Annotated in this window: 15 protein-coding genes; 7 read left to right on the top strand and 8 right to left on the bottom strand. The window is 56.0% G+C overall.

Going from position 1 to position 16,063, the window contains the following annotated elements:
* Positions 1-42: 42 nt before the first annotated feature.
* The 6 genes from KO116_RS01995 to KO116_RS01970 all read right to left on the bottom strand — a co-directional run bounded on the left by KO116_RS01995 (position 43) and on the right by KO116_RS01970 (position 6,229).
* A complete protein-coding gene (locus KO116_RS01995; protein ID WP_035562968.1) occupies positions 43-951 on the bottom strand; it encodes a SphA family protein in 909 nt (302 codons plus the stop codon).
* A 92-nt stretch (positions 952-1,043) separates the two neighbouring features.
* A complete protein-coding gene (locus tag KO116_RS01990) occupies positions 1,044-2,510 on the bottom strand; it encodes an aldehyde dehydrogenase family protein (protein WP_035562965.1) in 1,467 nt (488 codons plus the stop codon).
* A gap of 51 nt (positions 2,511-2,561) precedes the next feature.
* Entirely contained in the window at positions 2,562-3,566 is a 1,005-nt protein-coding gene (locus KO116_RS01985; protein ID WP_052703700.1) for an MBL fold metallo-hydrolase, read from the bottom strand.
* 120 nt (positions 3,567-3,686) lie between these two features.
* Positions 3,687-5,237, bottom strand: coding sequence for an FAD-binding oxidoreductase (locus KO116_RS01980; protein ID WP_035562962.1), 1,551 nt, complete (start codon positions 5,235-5,237; stop codon positions 3,687-3,689).
* A gap of 31 nt (positions 5,238-5,268) precedes the next feature.
* On the bottom strand, positions 5,269-5,805 hold the full coding sequence (locus KO116_RS01975; RefSeq protein ID WP_035562958.1) for a hypothetical protein: 537 nt from the start codon (positions 5,803-5,805) through the stop codon (positions 5,269-5,271).
* Between the two features lie 4 nt (positions 5,806-5,809).
* Positions 5,810-6,229 (bottom strand): c-type cytochrome, encoded by a 420-nt coding sequence (locus tag KO116_RS01970; RefSeq protein ID WP_082072531.1) that lies wholly within the window; start codon positions 6,227-6,229, stop codon positions 5,810-5,812.
* A 363-nt stretch (positions 6,230-6,592) separates the two neighbouring features.
* Here KO116_RS01970 and KO116_RS01965 point away from each other — a divergent pair, with 363 nt between their 5' ends.
* Complete coding sequence (locus tag KO116_RS01965) at positions 6,593-8,299, top strand: sigma-54-dependent Fis family transcriptional regulator (protein ID WP_035562953.1); 1,707 nt, start codon at positions 6,593-6,595, stop codon at positions 8,297-8,299.
* 407 nt (positions 8,300-8,706) lie between these two features.
* Here KO116_RS01965 and KO116_RS01960 read toward each other — a convergent pair whose 3' ends face one another.
* The gene (locus tag KO116_RS01960; RefSeq protein ID WP_035562949.1) at positions 8,707-10,422 is read right to left on the bottom strand and encodes a sigma-54-dependent Fis family transcriptional regulator; all 1,716 of its coding nucleotides are present in this window, start codon (positions 10,420-10,422) and stop codon (positions 8,707-8,709) included.
* Positions 10,423-10,490: 68 nt separating this feature from the next.
* The gene (locus tag KO116_RS25285; protein ID WP_158414199.1) at positions 10,491-10,649 is read right to left on the bottom strand and encodes a hypothetical protein; all 159 of its coding nucleotides are present in this window, start codon (positions 10,647-10,649) and stop codon (positions 10,491-10,493) included.
* Positions 10,650-10,776: 127 nt separating this feature from the next.
* Here KO116_RS25285 and KO116_RS01955 point away from each other — a divergent pair, with 127 nt between their 5' ends.
* The 6 genes from KO116_RS01955 to KO116_RS01930 all read left to right on the top strand — a co-directional run bounded on the left by KO116_RS01955 (position 10,777) and on the right by KO116_RS01930 (position 16,056).
* The gene (locus KO116_RS01955) at positions 10,777-11,016 is read left to right on the top strand and encodes a hypothetical protein (protein WP_035562946.1); all 240 of its coding nucleotides are present in this window, start codon (positions 10,777-10,779) and stop codon (positions 11,014-11,016) included.
* Between the two features lie 186 nt (positions 11,017-11,202).
* Positions 11,203-12,183: a catechol 1,2-dioxygenase gene (gene catA, locus KO116_RS01950; RefSeq protein WP_035562943.1), complete on the top strand. Its 981-nt coding sequence runs from the start codon at positions 11,203-11,205 to the stop codon at positions 12,181-12,183.
* Positions 12,184-12,291: 108 nt separating this feature from the next.
* Positions 12,292-14,148: an FAD-dependent monooxygenase gene (locus KO116_RS01945; RefSeq protein WP_035562941.1), complete on the top strand. Its 1,857-nt coding sequence runs from the start codon at positions 12,292-12,294 to the stop codon at positions 14,146-14,148.
* Positions 14,149-14,323: 175 nt separating this feature from the next.
* Positions 14,324-14,626 (top strand): hypothetical protein, encoded by a 303-nt coding sequence (locus KO116_RS01940; RefSeq protein WP_035562938.1) that lies wholly within the window; start codon positions 14,324-14,326, stop codon positions 14,624-14,626.
* A gap of 36 nt (positions 14,627-14,662) precedes the next feature.
* Positions 14,663-15,721: a maleylacetate reductase gene (locus KO116_RS01935; RefSeq protein WP_035562935.1), complete on the top strand. Its 1,059-nt coding sequence runs from the start codon at positions 14,663-14,665 to the stop codon at positions 15,719-15,721.
* 44 nt (positions 15,722-15,765) lie between these two features.
* Complete coding sequence (locus tag KO116_RS01930) at positions 15,766-16,056, top strand: dioxygenase (protein ID WP_035562932.1); 291 nt, start codon at positions 15,766-15,768, stop codon at positions 16,054-16,056.
* Positions 16,057-16,063 lie beyond the last annotated feature (7 nt).

Raw genomic sequence — 16,063 nt, 5'->3', positions numbered from 1 at the left:
TCCATTCATGCTCCCGCCCGAAATGAACGGGAGCAGCTCAAATCAAAAAAACTTAGTCAACTGTAGGCGGAGAGTATTCCCATCGCTCTCCAAACCTTTTAGACCACCGGCCTGCGTGTCGTACTCATGATAATAGGCCCCTTTGAGTATCACACCGGCGGTGGCCCACAGATAGCCTGCTTCAGCCCCAATTGCATGGCGCTCCGCCTTGTCTGTGGTTGGCGCCTCCTCATCGGCTTCTAGTTGCCAGGCGTTATAGCCGACCAAGCCCAGCTCAAGACCGTTGTTCAAACGATGGCCGAGCCCCCACTCCACCAGCCAACTGTCTCCGGGAGTGACGCCGGTATCGTCTTGTTTGGTCTTGATCTCATATCGCGACAGGGCCGAGATGTTCCAACGTTTCTCCTCGTCAAAGTGCCACATGCCGCCCAAGGTAAGCATGGTAGTGCCGTATCCTTTGCCCACCGAAGCTGGGTTATCGGCATCAAAGTCAGCAGTGTCGAACCAGTGGCCGCCAGCGAAGGTAATATCCCATTGGGAACCGTGCCAACCGAGAATTATTGGGCCGACAAATAGATCACCGATGCCGTCATCGTCGAAGCGGCTCCCCCCGGCAACATCCAGATCAAACTCGATATCCAGCATGGGAATAATCGTCTCCATGCCGTAATCGGCACCTAGAACCGTCTTATCTGTCATCCATATAAATCGGTGGGCTAGTGCGCTGACCGTGCCGCTATTGTTCCCCGGCACGGATGAGCCGGAACCGTCATTGAAGCTGTCGACCTCATAATGAACCAGGTAGCCTCGATAATAGAGTCCTTGGGGCGGTGCCGCCGCTGCGCCCAAGCCCTCGATGCCGAGTGAGTAGTGGCCGTTAACGGCTAGTGCCGAAGACGCTGCGGCACTAGCACTGAGTGCCGCCAGGAAGATGGAGGTCGTTTTTTTCATGGCTTGTTGTCTCTTTTATCAGCCAACGAGTCACCCTCCCGAGTCGGGTGACAAGCGTTGTTATAAGGGTAAAAGGGGTGTCTTCTGGGGAGTTAAAAAGGATAACGGCGCGGCGTTTGCTGCACGCTGATCCAGTGGTCGGTAGTAAACTCCTCGATTGCCCAATCACCATTGAAACGACCAAGGCCCGAGTTCTTCTCACCACCGAAGGGCACATGAGCCTCATCGTTAACTGGCATATCGTTGATATGAGTCATGCCTGCCTTGATGCCCTGGGCAAAGCGCATTCCGCGCTCGATATCACCACTGAAAACGCTGCTGGAGAGGCCGTACTCAGTGCCATTAGCCAGTTCTAGTGCGTGAGCCTCGTCCCGGGCTTTCTGAATACCGACCAACGGACCGAAGATCTCCTCACGACTGATTTCCATATCCGGGGTGACATCACTGAATACATGCGGTGGGATCAACTGGCCATTAATCTCGCCCTCTACCAAAACGGTAGCGCCTTCACGCTTGGCAGTAGCAATCTTCTCTTCCAGCCCTTCACGCTGCTTGACGTTGATAACAGGCCCAACGACCGTAGCCATATCGTTGGGATCACCCACTTGCAGTCCTTTCACCTTGGTGACAAAGCGCTCGACAAAGTCGTCATAGACGCTTTCATCAACGATGATGCGGTTGACCGCCATGCAGATTTGTCCTTGGTGGAGAAATTTACCCATCGCCGCGGCGTTAACTGCCTGATCAAGGTCTGCGTCATCCAACACTACGAAGGGGCTATTGCCACCAAGCTCCAGCGCCACCTTCTTAATATGTTCACCGCCGCTGGCGATTCGCCCGATACCGCGGCCTACCTGGGTCGAGCCCGTGAAAGAGATCATACGGGGTACGCGGTGTTCGACGAAAGCATCCCCGATTTCGCTGCCAGCACCGACCACCACACTGAGTAGGCCGGCGGGCAGACCAGCCTCCTCGAAGATCTTCGCTAGCAGTAGTCCGCCAGTAACCGGCGTATCGCTAGCTGGCTTAACCACTACCGCATTGCCCAGCGCCAGCGCGGGGGCGATGGAACGCTGAGAAAGATGTAACGGAAAATTCCATGGGCTGATAACCCCCACCACGCCAAGAGGCTTGCGGTAGATACGGTTTTCCTTACCTGGCACGTTGGAGGACATCGTCATACCGTGGACACGCCCCGGCATACTGGCAGCTTCTCGGGAGATACCGCGAGCCGCCCCCCACTCAATGTTTGCTTTTAGACGTGTGCTGCCTGATTCACGAATCAACCAGTCAATAATTTCTTCTTTACGCGCATCGAAGATCGCTACCACACGCTGCAATAACTCAGCTCGCTCAGCAGGTGGCGTCGCCGCCCACTCGGTTTGGGCTTGTTCTGCCGTCGTGAATGCGGCATCCAAATCATCGCGATTGGCTAAGCGCGTCGTCAGCAGTACGCGGTTATCGTAAGGGTTGAGAACTTCGGTGGTACGCTCGCTACTGCCCTCGCGCCATTTACCACCGATTAGCTGAAGATAAAAATCGCTATAAGTGCCGCTCATTTTGTTGCTCCTTTGAATGCTCAGAGTCGTTACTACTGGTCGCAACCAACCTCATTTATAGATATCGAGATCTTCGGAAAGCACGAATTCCCCATCGTAATAATTGGCCATTTCATTGGTCAGCTGTTCGTCGCTCTGGCCAAAAAATAATGGGTGATTCATTACTAGTAACTCGGGGGCTATATGGCGACCTATCTCGGCTAGCTGTTGCGTACTGGTATGAGCGTGGTACAGATAGTTTTGCCAATTTTGCGGGAGCTGACTTACGCCTTGCTCACTCATCACTTCATGAATCAAAATATCGGCACCATCGAAGTACTGGTAAAGCTCCTCTTCATGCCGAGTATCTCCACTGATCACCACCGTTTTTTCGGGTGTTTCCACGCGATAGCCAAAGGCCATACCATCTGCCCAACTTCCGTGATGAACGTTAAAGGCGGTAATGGTCACCTTGTCATCTTGGTGCACGACCTGAGTGTCGCTGATCTCACTCACTTCAACTGTGAAACCATCTTCGCTAGCAGGTTGGGTACCGTTCAGCCGATGATCGATATCGTCCACATACGCTTCAAGAATATTTGTGGTCATCGCCTTCGTACCCTGGGGACCAACTACCTTCAGCGGTTCGCTACGGCCCATAATCCATGGACGAAGCATCAGCTCGGGCATACCCATCACATGGTCAGAGTCGAGGTGGGTGAGAAACACCTTGTTCATCGCTCCGTAAACCGAATTATTGTCAAAGTAGATATCCTCAGGCATGAAGTCCTCACCGGAAAGGGCATCAAAATTCCTCACGAAACCTGGACCGGCATCAAACAGATACATCTCCTTATCCACCACAATGAGTATCGACTGGCCTGCCCGCTCATGTTTTAAAACCGGGGTTCCTGTACCGAGCATCACCACTGTCGTATTGCTTTTATCACCAGGGGCATTTGCGTTTAGATGACTTTTATCCCCATTATTGGCTAGCGCGCCACTCGGTGCTTGGATAACCAGTAAGCCTGTCAAGGTTATGGTCATCATTGGCTTAAACTTGAAATTGGGTTTCATCTGTTACCACCTTCTTGTATCGTTATTTTCTATGGTTCGTACCTATAATTGAGAAAGACTCAATTCAAGCAGCGGAAGTTGATGGAACTTGAAACATAAATGGCTTCCGCGAACTCAAGTCTACTGACGAATACCCGACTTGCCTGGCGATAAAATGCCATTGGGATCCAGTGCATTCTTCAGAGCGGTATGCACATTGCGCAGCGGCTCGCCGAACGTTCCCGCTACTTGCTCCATGAACTCTGTGTTAGTGCGGTAGAGGCCATAGCCCCGCTTGGCGAACTCATCGATCAACTCTGCAAAACAGTCATGAGCGCGTTGAGTCTCTTCTGGATCTTCACGGTTGTAGAGCAAATCGATGACGTGGTGCATATCGCGCCAGCCGACAATGTATTCGGCTACGTAGTCAAAGCCATACTTGCCAAGAATTTGCTGTGCTAACTCGGTCTGATCTTTGGTCTCACTACCCTTTGCCTGCGACACTGGGGCAAACCACATAGAACCGCCGCCACCGCGCCAGTTATACAGCCCGAACTCTTGCAGATTCATGTCGCCCTTCATCAATGCCGAGCGGTATTCGAAACCACCGCCACGCTGTTCAGCTTCATCGCCGTACATGATTTTAGCTTTGCCGCTGGCCCCAAATGCCTGCTCAACGATATTCCAGTTGACCTCGATCTGCTCGGGTGTGCCGTAGAGCGCCGCGTAGACGTTCCACTCGCCAATGCCTTCATCTTGCTTGATCCGCTCTATGGCTTCTCTTGGTATGGATTCTTTACCATCGTAATAATGCTTGCGTACCACATGGGTACCTGCGTCCCACAGGGTGTGCACAATCACTACTGCGTTAGGAATGATTTGAGAGATGCGCAGTGGTCGCAGCACATCAACGATCTCGGCGATATCTTCGGGATCCTGATACTGGATCAAGAAAGGTCGATACGCCGGTGGTTCGGGCATCAGCCACAATCCCATCTTAGTCACGACACCATAGTTGGATTGGGTGAAGAGACCATCGATATAGGGACCATAGCCCCACTTGAATACCTGCCATGAACTGGAATTCTTAATTCCGCCCATGCCGGTGCGAATCATCTCACCATTGGCCAGCACCACTTCCATGCCGCACTGAAACATGAAGTGCTCGCCGTAAGGGGTGTAGCCCACACCACGATCAAGAGTATTACCAACTGGCCCAGCAATCGCCGACGGTGCGGGCGGATCTAACCAAAGCTTGTAGCCTTTCTCTTGGATATAGTCATAGAGTTGCTGGTACGTGACGCCGGGTTCGATCAGCGCTGTACAGACCTCTGGATCCACGCTGAGAATACGATTCATGCGGTGCAGATCGAGAATGACTTGTCCGGTTTCGCCGGGTGCAGCTGACCCGTATCCGAGGTTTTTACCTGTAGAAATGGTCCAGATCGGTACTTTATACTCGTTGCAGATGCGTACAAGTTCCTGCACCTGCTCAGCGTCATTGGGCAGCAACGCAGCCGAGGGGATATAATCGGAAGCATCTCCAGCCATCATTATTTTTGTATAGGGCGCTAGCTGTTCGCTCTCGGTCAGAACGCTCTCGCTTCCAATCGTTTCGCGAAATTGATTTAACGCGGCATCGAAATCGGCCTCTGCAATGTCTTTAGGCAGAATACGCTTTGTCGTGCTCATAAACGTGTCTCTCGATTATTGTGATATAGATTTAGAGTTGAACCAGGAAGCTCTGCTCGCTGACACTCGTCGAAGTTGCCGTACTCAAAAAATGTCGCGCATGACGATCGCGAGCTGAGGTCAACGCTAAGCGGGCATATTCACGTCCTAAAGAAGCTTGCCAACTTCCCGTTTCAATAGTCGTTGGCTCGACAACAGGTCCGCGGTGACTTAACAAATGGTGCTGGTTTGACTCATGGCGCCCCAGTGCAAGAATCCGACCACGCCCGGCAAGCAGGCTCGTAAGCAGTACGATGCCCGACTCATCGGTAAAGCCGGCTGCCAGCGTGCCGCTGGGTAAGGCACTCAGCGCTAGCGGGTTAAGGCGTCCTTCATAGCGTGGTTCCAAACCTTGCTGACGGAGCCCAAGCCCTAGCTCGGTAGTCGACTCATTACTGCCATAAAGATTGATCTGGCCTTGCTGCGACATATTTGCCTGGTTCGCGGCGAAGGCACTACCTATCGATAACGGTGCGGATGCGCCCAGTAATAAGCTATTTTTGAGCAATGCTCGGCGTGTTAGCTTCATGGCATTACTCCTCACCTGTGGCGGCATTTGCCAGTTCACCGCGTAATAAAGCGTCAATCAGTCCCTCAAGCTCGGCATCGCTGATTTTGGCTTCACGGAATGAAGGCATCGCAGCCCGGCCTTGTCTAACCGTGTTACGTATATGATTCCCCCTCACCTCCCAGGCCCCTTCAGGAAAAGGCATGGTAATCATGGGCCCAACTGCTTTATCTAGGTTGTGACAATGAGAGCAAACCTGCCGATACACCTCGGCAGGTTCTCGCTCCTCGGCAGCTGTTGCCAAGCTAGCGGTTGTTAGTGGCAACAGCAGGCCACTTACAAGTGCTAGGCGCTTAATAGCAGGACATGAAAGGGGCCTAAACGGCAGGCGGCGGGTTGGGCCGTTGCTATCCACGGTGTTCCTATCGGTTGTTATGTTGTACATATCAGCATCTTCCGTTATTTCGACAGGGGCATGTCATAACCAAGGTACCCAGCACGACCATTGAAAATCTAATACTTTAGTATAAATCAATGACTTATCGCTGATCCTTTAGCAACTACCTTTCAAAAAGCGTGCCGATATAAGAAATAGGACGGCTATCAAGGAATTAACTGATCTACATGACTTTTAAATCCGGTTGGCGAACATCCGTTCGCAAATAACGTTTAATCATTTGATTAACCCTTCATCAAATAATCAACCAGCTTTCATTTCTTTGTAGCTGTTGTGCTTTTCCAAGGCTGCAAACCAAGTGGTACTCTTTTGTTTCTACCCCCTTTGCTACCAACCTCAACGTGAGTCGGCATGTTAATTTCATCTTCTGACTACCCGAATGCTCGCGACTTAATGGACGCGCTACGCTTTCTGCCTGAAGAGGGCCAAATTTGGCTAGGCGAGCAGCGCATGCTGCTGATGCCACTTGCCGCGTCGACATTCTTTCGTAACGAGTTAATTACGACGTTGGGCATGGAGCGCGCCCGGGGGATCTTTATGCGCCTCGGCTACTACTCAGGACTGATGGATGCCGAGCTTGGCGAGTCGTTGAGGGGGGAGCGTTTAGGGTTGGAGGAGAGCTTTCTCGCAGGGCCACAGCTACATGCGTTGCAGGGGCATGTGCAGGCTGTGCCGATCAGCCTGGAGATGAATCTCGAGCAGGATCTTTTTTATAGCGAATTCATATGGAAAGGTTCGTTTGAAGTCGACGTATGGCGTTCCCGCGGCCAGCAGCGCGAACCGGCTTGCTGGACGCTGCTGGGTTACGCGTCAGGCTACGCCACCCAGCTTTTGGGGCGCGAGGTACAATACAGAGAAGTGAGTTGCCGCGCCTGTGGCGACGACAACTGCCGCATCATTGGCAAGCTGGCCGAAGAGTGGCCTGATCATGTCGCCTTTGCTGAATTACTGCGTGAAGCTCCTCTAATTGACGAGCTTTACGAACTTCAGGCTCGTATTGCCACACTGGAAAGCGATCTGGCTCGCACACGAGACCAGGAAACCTGGGGGCCAATTGGCTCAACACCAGCCTTTCGAGAGATGCTCACCATGCTCGACAGTGCTGCTCCCTCGGAGGTTCCCGTGTTGCTACTGGGCGAAACCGGTACGGGAAAAGAGATTCTTGCGAGACGTCTGCATGATCATAGCCTCCGTGCCAGCGGGCCATTTATTGCAATAAACTGCGCTGCTATACCGCCTGAACTCATTGAGTCAGAGCTCTTTGGTGTCGAAAAGGGCGCCTACACGGGTGCGGTGCAGTCACGTATGGGCCGTTTTGAACGCGCCGATGGAGGCACCCTATTTCTGGATGAGCTTGCGGAACTTTCACCGCGTGCCCAGGCAGCGCTTTTGCGCGCGCTTCAGGAAGGTCAGATCGAACGTGTCGGCGGCGAGAGTGTTACAGAGGTCAACGTGCGTATCGTTGCCGCTACCCATACTGACCTACTAACACGTGTTGAACAGGGTAATTTTCGCCAGGATCTATTTTACCGCCTTAACGCTTTTACGTTGAGCGTACCACCGTTGTACCAACGCCTTGACGACATCGTGCCATTGGCGGAGCACTTTCTCACCCACTTCGAGCATCACTACCAACGCCGCACACTTGGCTTTTCCGACCAGGCTCGCTCAGCCATGCACCAGTACCGCTGGCCAGGAAACGTTCGCGAACTCAAGAACTGCGTCGAACGAGGTGTGATTCTCACTGCTGACAATAAACACATTACTGAAAAAGCATTGTTTGGTGATTACCGCGTCCCGACACTGGAGCGCGAGAAAGCCCAAGGCCTGGATGATACGGGCATGCTCATGCCAACACTCGACGACAACTCCAGCAGCCTAACTCCACGACAGTGTATTCAGCCACTACTAGACGCTGGCATGACATTAGAAGAGATAGAAAGAGCACTAATTCAAGCCGCCAATAGTGATAGTGGCGGAAATATATCTGCAGCAGCGCAGCGTCTAGGAATGACGCGTGCAGCCTATGCCTACCGTCTTAAAAAGCATCGACTCTAACTATTGTGTGCCCGCACGAATAATATTCTCCATGTCTCCAAGGAATCACGCCGTAAAAAAAACGGCGATTATCGCGTATCATTTGACCACCTTTGGAGCCGTACTCAGATCAGGGGGTATGGAGATATATACTCAAACCAAGGGCTGCTAGAACAAGGAAAGAAGTATAGTGACGCTACCTTACGAGCGGACATGTGCAATTATCCAGACTGAAGCTATTCTCATTGAACTGAGCAAGGATAAATCCGTGCCTCCCCCTGCACAAGCGCATCGGCAAGGCGGCCTGCTCTGTCTTGATCTCGCACATCGCACGGTGACCGTGCAGCGGCTCACTGGGTGATGTGCGGTCTGTCCTGCCCCCACGGCTCTACTGTCGTTGCCCGCCATGTAGGCCGTCGATTCATTCGCTACACCTTTCCCGGCTTCTTCAGCCGATAGTCCAGGGCCGCCCGGCTTAGCCCCAGGCGCCGGGCGGCGGCTGAGATATTGCCCTTGGCCTCGCGATAGGCTTGCTCCAGTAGTGCTTCCTCCAACGTCTCGAGCGCGATGCCGCCTTCCAGAATGCTGGTACACAGCGTTTCCAGAGCATCGCCGGTATCGCTCGTTGCTGAGGTGTCTGAGGTGTCTGAGGTGAGGTGCCCGCTGTCGCCAAGTACCTGACCAACAGGATCAGGCCGTTGGCCGAACAGCGCCTGCTCACTAATAGACTGACGGTCGCCGGTGAGGATCACACCACGCTCGATGGTGTTCTGCATCTCGCGGATATTGCCCGGCCAGGCATGACGGTGCATGGCCGCCAGGGCCTGGTCGGTGAAGCCCAGGGTCTTGATGCGATAGTGCTGCTCGAAGCGGGCAAGAAAGTGCTCGGCGAGCGGGGGGATGTCGTCGCGACGCTCACGCAGCGGCGGGATCATCACCGGATAGGCATTGAGCCGGTAGAAGAGATCGGCGCGGAAGCGACCGTCCTGGACGCGCTCCGTCAGGTCGCCATGGGTGGCGGCGATGATGCGGACGTCGACGTGGTAGCTGGCCTGGCCGCCGACGCGCTCGATCTGCTTCTCCTGCAGTACCCGCAGCAGCGCCGCCTGGGCGCGCGGCGAGAGCTCGGCGAGTTCATCGAGGAACAGGGTGCCGCCGTGGGCACGCTCGAAGCGCCCGGCGCGGGACTGCACCGCGCCGGTATAGGCCCCCTTCTCGACGCCGAACAGCTCCGACTCGATCAGCTCGGGCGGGATGGCGGCGCAATTGACCGCCACGAAGGGACCGGTAGAGCGCTCACTCTGCTGGTGGGCGCGGTGGGCGAAGATCTCCTTGCCGGTACCGGTCTCGCCGAGCAGCAGGATCGATACCTCGGAGCGCGCGGCGCGGTCGATCAGGTCGAGCGCACCCAGGAAGGCCGGGGCCTGGCCAATGGGGCGATGACGCTCCTCGCCCTGGTGTCGGACGATGTCGTCTTCGAGATAGGCGATGCGTGACTGCAACTCATAGAGCTCGTCGATCAGTGGATCCTCGCGGAAGAGTTCGGCGAAGGCCTCGTGATCTTCCCATTCATGGGCCGGCTTGCCGACGATGTGACAGCGCTCGTCGCCACGGCCCCGGCACTCCACCTCGCGATACTGGATCTCGTGGCCCAGGAACTGGCTGGAGTAGGCGCAGGCATAGCCCAGCTGCAGCCAGCACACCGGCTCCTTGAGCAGGCCGAAAGCGCTTTGGCTGATGGCCACCTCGTAGGAGTCCTGCCACTCGAACTCGCTATAAAAGTGCCCGCTCTGGGTGTCGATCTCCAGGGCGATGGGCGCCACCTTCACCAGCCCGCGCAGGGCGTGGAGCTGAGGGCCGGTCAAAAAGCCATCCTCCACCGACATGTCCTGGCCGCGTACTGCCCGGGCCAGCTCGGCATCCTGGATGCCGGCATGGTAACCCAGTCGCATGAAGAAGCTGCGCGCGCGCTGCAGGCCCATGGTATTGACGATCTCCTTGCGGAAGGTGGCCATGGTTTGTACTTGCAGCAGCAGCATTCGCTGCTCGCCGAGCCAGATCTGGCCCTCGTCAGGCAGGAAACGCAACTTGTCGAGAATGTCCTGGCTGTCGGGGTAGTGCGGGGTCGTCAGGAGTGCGGGCATGGGGTTCCTCGTGGCGTCAGGCGGTCGCGTGTTGTTCTATTATTGGCTGGGTTGTTCTTTAGTCTAACTCAGCCGGCCGGCCGGTCTTGTCGCCGGCGAAGGCCACAGCATAAGTCCCCAATGCGTTTTCCACCAACATCCGCCTGGCCCAGCCCCGGCTTTTCCAGGATTTCATGTTTTTGTGAAGCTGCGCCGCAGCATTTCACCATTTCCTTGATCTCTCTCATGCCAGCTCTCCTGTGAGCTCTCACTTCCCATGACGCAGGTCATTGTTTCGCAATGATCTATGCCTTTTTTTCGGAACTTGGCACGGCTCTTGTAACACCTGGGTGACGACTCACTCGGAGGTGCTAGATGTCCCAGTCATCCATTCCCAGGAACCTCAAGCGCTTTGTGCGCGTAAAGGAGAGAAGCGAACGTTTCGAACAGCTTGCCGCCGAGCACGAGAGTTTCACCTACGTGCCGGCCCTTAATTCACCCCTAGATGATGACGCCTGGGATGGTTTCGTGGGCTTCGTTCAGGATACGGCCAATACCTACTTAAATGGCCGCTTCAGCGAGCACAAGGCCTACCTGTGCGGCCGTCGCCGATGATCGATACCACCTCGGGGCCTGATGAAGGGCCGGCTGTTCGAGCGCGACATTGATATGGAGCGCTTCCTCACCGCCGCCGATGGTGCCGAGACGACCCAACGCTCGGCCCTCTTCAAGCGCATCTGACCGACAGCGGGTCGTCGATCGGCGCCGACCCGCACGGAATAACACAATAGGAACAACACCATGACCGTGAAGATATTCGGCACCCCCGAAGTGCAGGATTTCCTGAAGACCGTCGCCGGCTTCGACCAGGAGGGCGGCAACGAGCGCGCCAAGCAGATCATGCACCGCCTGATCTCCGACCTCTACAAGCTGATCGACGACTTCGACGTCAGCGAGGAGGAGTACTGGTTCGCCGTCAGCCTGCTCAATGCCCTGGGCCATGATACCCAGTTCGGCCTGCTCTCCCCGGGCCTGGGCTTCGATCACTTCCTGGACATGCGCCAGGACGCGACCGACGCCGAGGCCAAGCGCACCGGCGGCACCCCGCGCACCATCGAGGGCCCGCTCTACGTGGCCGGCGCCCCGGAAGCCGAGGGCTTCGCGCGCATGGACGACGGCAGCGACCCGGATGCCGAGGTGATGTGGCTGACCGGCCAGGTGCGTGACGTGGACGGCACCCCGATCCCCGGCGCCAAGGTCGAGATCTGGCACTGCAACTCCAAGGGCTGCTACTCGTTCTTCGATCCGACCCAGGACGAGTACAACATGCGCCGCACCATCTACGCCGACAGCGAAGGGCGTTATACCGCGCGCAGCATCATCCCCTCCGGTTACGGCGTGCCGGAAGGCGCCCCCACCGACGTGGTGCTCAAGTCCCTGGGCCGTCACGGCGAGCGCCCGGCGCATATCCACTACTTCATCTCCGCGCCGGGTCACCAGCACCTGACCACCCAGATCAACCTGGCGGGCGACCCCTACACCTTCGACGACTTCGCCTTCGCGACCCGCGAGGAGCTGGTGGTGACGGCCAAGCGCATCGAGGACAAGGACGAGATCGCCAAGCGCGAGCTGGACGGTTCCTTCTCCGAGGTGGTGTTCGACATCGAGCTGGCCAAGACCGAGCAGCCCGAGCTGCAGCACCGCCACGCGCGTCCGCGCGCCAAGGCCAAGGAAGACGAGCAGAACCAGGCCAGCCAGCTGGCCGCCAGCGCTAAGGTCTGACGATCGAAACTGAAAGACCAGCTGGCGTTCGGAGAGCCTTGTTAGGGCTCTTAAATGCAGAAAACCATCAACACATATTTTCAATATATAATAAGTTGGAGTATTGATATGCAGTTTCACGTATCAGGCTATCAAACCGGTGACCCTATGACCTTGCCGGCTCAAGGGGTTGGAGTCGATCGACCCAAAGATCTGCCAGAGACTATGGATGTTCTCATCGTCGGCTGTGGGCCGGCCGGATCAATCGCAGCTGCGCAGCTCTCACAATTTCCGAACATAAATACACGCATGATTGAAAAGCGTGGCCACCGTCTGGAACTGGCCAATGCAGATGGTGTTCATTCGCGAACCATGGAGACATTTCAGGCATTTGGATTCGCGCACGAGATCTATGCGGAGGCCCACACTATTACAGACATGACGTTCTGGAAGCCGGATCCGAACGAACCAGAGCATGTCGCGCGGGAAAGCAGTGTCCGGGAGCTCCCCACAAAGTTCAGTGAATGGCCCATGATGCTCATTACTCAAACGCGAATCATTGATCATTTTAACCGTTACATGAAAAACGCGCCCACTCGCATGGAGCCGGACTACGGTTATGAATTCGTTGATTTTGATGTATTGGAAGACAGCGACTATCCGATCAAAGTCACATTACGCCGCTCCGCTGGTGACGATCAAGGTGAAGAGTTTCAGATCCGGACAAAGTATCTAATTGGAGCAGACGGCGCACGGAGTAATGTTCGAAAGTCGCTGGGGTACCGGCTTAGCGGTAACCAAGCGAACCAGGCTTGGGGTGTCATGGATGTTCTTGCAGATACTGACTTTCCGGATGTTCGAAAGAAGTGCACCATTAAAGCCAACAATGGTCGTTCCATCCTACTCATCCCGCGCGAGGGTGGGTTCCTGTTCCGCCTTTATGTAAACCTTGGAGAAGTTCCGGAAGGCAACGAACGTAGTGTCCGGGAAACCCCTCTCGAGAAGATAGTCGCTCAAGCTCAGGCAATCATGAATCCATATAAGCTTGATGTGAGAAATGTGGTGTGGCACTCAGTCTATGAGGTAAGCCACCGTATCACTGACGATTTCGATGACAGGAGCTCCGAAAAAACAAACAGTGAGTACCCGCGCGTTTTTATCACTGGCGACGCCTGCCATACACACTCAGCGCAAGCAGGCCAAGGAATGAACGTTTCCATGCAGGATGGCTTCAACCTTGCTTGGAAATTGGGCCATGTGCTCACCGGTAACAGCCCCAAGCAACTTCTATGTACCTATGCCGACGAACGCAGAGACATTGCTCACCGGCTTATCGAGTTCGACAAACAGTGGTCTTCTCTCATGGCTGAGTCGAACGACCGACTAAAGGATCCACAGGAACTGGAAACGTTCTATACCCAGACAGCGGAGTTCAATGCCGGTTACCTCACCGAGTACGAGCCATCCATAATCACCACATCCGTACGTCATCAGCAACTCGCGGCCGGCTACCCAATAGGCCGACGTTTCAAATCCGCACAGGTGGGTCGGGTATGTGATCTGGTGCCTCTGCACATTGGCCACCAGCACACTGCTGATGGTCGCTGGCGCGTGTATGTATTTGCAGACGCACCAGCCCCCAACGAGTCTGAGGTGCTGGGATCCTGGACCTACTGGGCGGAAGAGGCTTTGCCTCCCCTGCTGTTCGACATCAAATTGATCCACCAACAGGCCTACACTGACTTCGATATGTCAGATGTTGCCCAGGTTTTTAAGCCTAAAGCGGGGTGTTTCGAGCTGACCGATATGGAGCATGTGTTCGGTACACTCGAGGACCACGATATATTCGAAGAACGTGCTATCTCTCGGGGTGGCGCAGTAGTGGTCGTACGCCCGGATCAGTACGTGGCCGGCATTTTTCCGCTGGATAGCACGGAGGAACTGGCGTCTTTCCTCAATGGCGTATTCCCCCCAGTCCACTCGTAGAAGACGCGTCCTGGCATTGGAATCAATGCACCTGTCCAGTGAAGGCCGGAGTCATTACTGCTTCGGTCTTTACTAACTTTTACAAGTAATATTTCAGGAGTGCTCGCTTTGGCGTAAGTAAGCCCATCGTGCGCTTCAGGGAACGATCAATTTCGATGAGGCTGTGGGGTGGTGGATGGTGATCGGCCTCGGGGCATCGCCGGAAGCGGCGCTAAATGCGGCTCGGCTTGAACAGCTAAGCCTGCTGAGAGGGCGCGCCGTGACCCTGGGAGCTCCTAGCACTCCATGTGACGCCGAGGACTCGGATGGCACCTATGCGCGCTGGTTCAACGAGATCGATGTCACCTACGTGATGGTTCGCCCCGACTACTACTTAGCCGCCTCTAGTTCACCAGAAGCGCTGCGCCGGCAGTGCGATGAAGTCATGCTGCAGCTACACATGCAGGCACCGAACCATCAGACCAGTCGCTGCGCCTGAGCCACGATCGATAATAATTTTCCCCTGGAGATTATGATGTCACACGACTTCATCTATACCGCCAACCCGGCTCGCATCGTGTTCGGCCCTGGCAGCTTGGCCAAGGTAACTGACGAGATTCGCCAGCTTGGTGGCTCCCGAGCCTTGGTGCTCTCTACCCCTTTCCAGCGCGAGGATGCCGAGCGGCTCAACCATGAACTGGGTGAGCTGGGCGCTGGCGTCTTCAGTGAAGCCGCCATGCACACGCCGGTGGCGGTCACCGTGCAGGCCGTGGCGGCCTACGCCGAGGTGGGGGCCGACTGCGTGGTCGCCCTGGGTGGCGGCTCGACCATCGGCCTGGGCAAGGCGATTGCCTACCGCAATGGCGCTCCTCAGGTGGTGGTGGCCACCACCTATGCCGGCTCCGAGGCTACGCCGATCCTGGGCCAGACCGAGGAGGGCGTGAAGACTACCGTCAAGGACGCCTCGATCCTGCCCGAGGTGGTGATCTATGACGCTAACCTGACCCTGGGGTTGCCGGTGGGTATGAGCGTGACTAGCGGGCTAAATGCCATGGCCCATGCCGTCGAAGGCCTCTATGCCAAGGACCGCAATCCCATCACGGCACTGATTGCGCTGGAGGGGATCCGCGGCCTTAAGGAGGCCCTCCCGGTCATCGTCGAACGCCCCGGTGATGTAGAGGCCCGCAGCAACGCTCTCTACGGCTCATGGCTGTGTGGCACCGTGCTGGGCACGGTAGGCATGGCACTGCACCACAAGCTGTGTCACACCCTCGGCGGCAGCTTCGACCTGCCCCATGCCGAGACCCACGCCATCATGCTGCCGCATACCGTCGCCTACAACGCCCGCGCCGCGGCGGATGTGCTGGCACCGGCCCCCGAGCTGTTCGGCGGTGAGCTGGGCACTGGCCTGCATGACTTCGCCAGGTCACTCGGGGCGCCTCTGGCGCTCAAGGAGCTGGGGTTGGCCGAATCCGACCTGGATCGTGCCGCCGACCTAGCCGTGAAGACCCCCTACTGGAACCCCCAGCCTGTTGAGCGTGACGCCGTTCGTGAACTGCTGCAGCGAGCCTGGAGCGGTGCCAACCCTGAATAAAGTATAGGAGCCTGCCAAGGCGGGCCCAAGGAGAGGAACGCCAAATGTCACAGATTGATTACTTCACCGAAGAGCGCTCCGTCGAGGCGGTCAACGCCCGCATGGGCGATGAGGTGACTCCCCGCCTGCGTGAGGTGATGGCCTCACTGGTCAAGCACCTGCACGGTTTCATCAGGGAGGTCGAGCTCACCCAGGCGGAGTGGGAGGTTGCCATCGAGTTCCTGACCCGCACCGGGCAGATGTGCGATGACAAGCGCCAGGAGTTCATCCGTAAACAATGGGATGGATTCCTCCCCACCCTCTACCGGCGCCGGTGCGCCATACTGAGAGGGTGAGGTCACC

This window comes from Halomonas sp. KO116 (genome assembly GCF_000734975.2).
In the GTDB taxonomy this organism is placed as follows: Bacteria; Pseudomonadota; Gammaproteobacteria; order Pseudomonadales; family Halomonadaceae; genus Vreelandella; species Vreelandella glaciei.
This window is presented reverse-complemented; position numbering and strand designations above follow the sequence as displayed.

What these genes read in the sequence shown, in the direction of transcription:
- KO116_RS01995 (WP_035562968.1), bottom strand. Translation starts at nt 951, where the DNA reads ATGAAAAAAACGACCTCCATCTTCCTGGCGGCACTCAGTGCTAGTGCC.
- KO116_RS01990 (WP_035562965.1), bottom strand. Translation starts at nt 2,510, where the DNA reads ATGAGCGGCACTTATAGCGATTTTTATCTTCAGCTAATCGGTGGTAAA.
- KO116_RS01985 (WP_052703700.1), bottom strand. Translation starts at nt 3,566, where the DNA reads ATGAAACCCAATTTCAAGTTTAAGCCAATGATGACCATAACCTTGACA.
- KO116_RS01980 (WP_035562962.1), bottom strand. Translation starts at nt 5,237, where the DNA reads ATGAGCACGACAAAGCGTATTCTGCCTAAAGACATTGCAGAGGCCGAT.
- KO116_RS01975 (WP_035562958.1), bottom strand. Translation starts at nt 5,805, where the DNA reads ATGAAGCTAACACGCCGAGCATTGCTCAAAAATAGCTTATTACTGGGC.
- KO116_RS01970 (WP_082072531.1), bottom strand. Translation starts at nt 6,229, where the DNA reads ATGTACAACATAACAACCGATAGGAACACCGTGGATAGCAACGGCCCA.
- KO116_RS01965 (WP_035562953.1), top strand. Translation starts at nt 6,593, where the DNA reads ATGTTAATTTCATCTTCTGACTACCCGAATGCTCGCGACTTAATGGAC.
- KO116_RS01960 (WP_035562949.1), bottom strand. Translation starts at nt 10,422, where the DNA reads ATGCCCGCACTCCTGACGACCCCGCACTACCCCGACAGCCAGGACATT.
- KO116_RS25285 (WP_158414199.1), bottom strand. Translation starts at nt 10,649, where the DNA reads ATGAGAGAGATCAAGGAAATGGTGAAATGCTGCGGCGCAGCTTCACAA.
- KO116_RS01955 (WP_035562946.1), top strand. Translation starts at nt 10,777, where the DNA reads ATGTCCCAGTCATCCATTCCCAGGAACCTCAAGCGCTTTGTGCGCGTA.
- catA (WP_035562943.1), top strand. Translation starts at nt 11,203, where the DNA reads ATGACCGTGAAGATATTCGGCACCCCCGAAGTGCAGGATTTCCTGAAG.
- KO116_RS01945 (WP_035562941.1), top strand. Translation starts at nt 12,292, where the DNA reads ATGCAGTTTCACGTATCAGGCTATCAAACCGGTGACCCTATGACCTTG.
- KO116_RS01940 (WP_035562938.1), top strand. Translation starts at nt 14,324, where the DNA reads ATGGTGATCGGCCTCGGGGCATCGCCGGAAGCGGCGCTAAATGCGGCT.
- KO116_RS01935 (WP_035562935.1), top strand. Translation starts at nt 14,663, where the DNA reads ATGTCACACGACTTCATCTATACCGCCAACCCGGCTCGCATCGTGTTC.
- KO116_RS01930 (WP_035562932.1), top strand. Translation starts at nt 15,766, where the DNA reads ATGTCACAGATTGATTACTTCACCGAAGAGCGCTCCGTCGAGGCGGTC.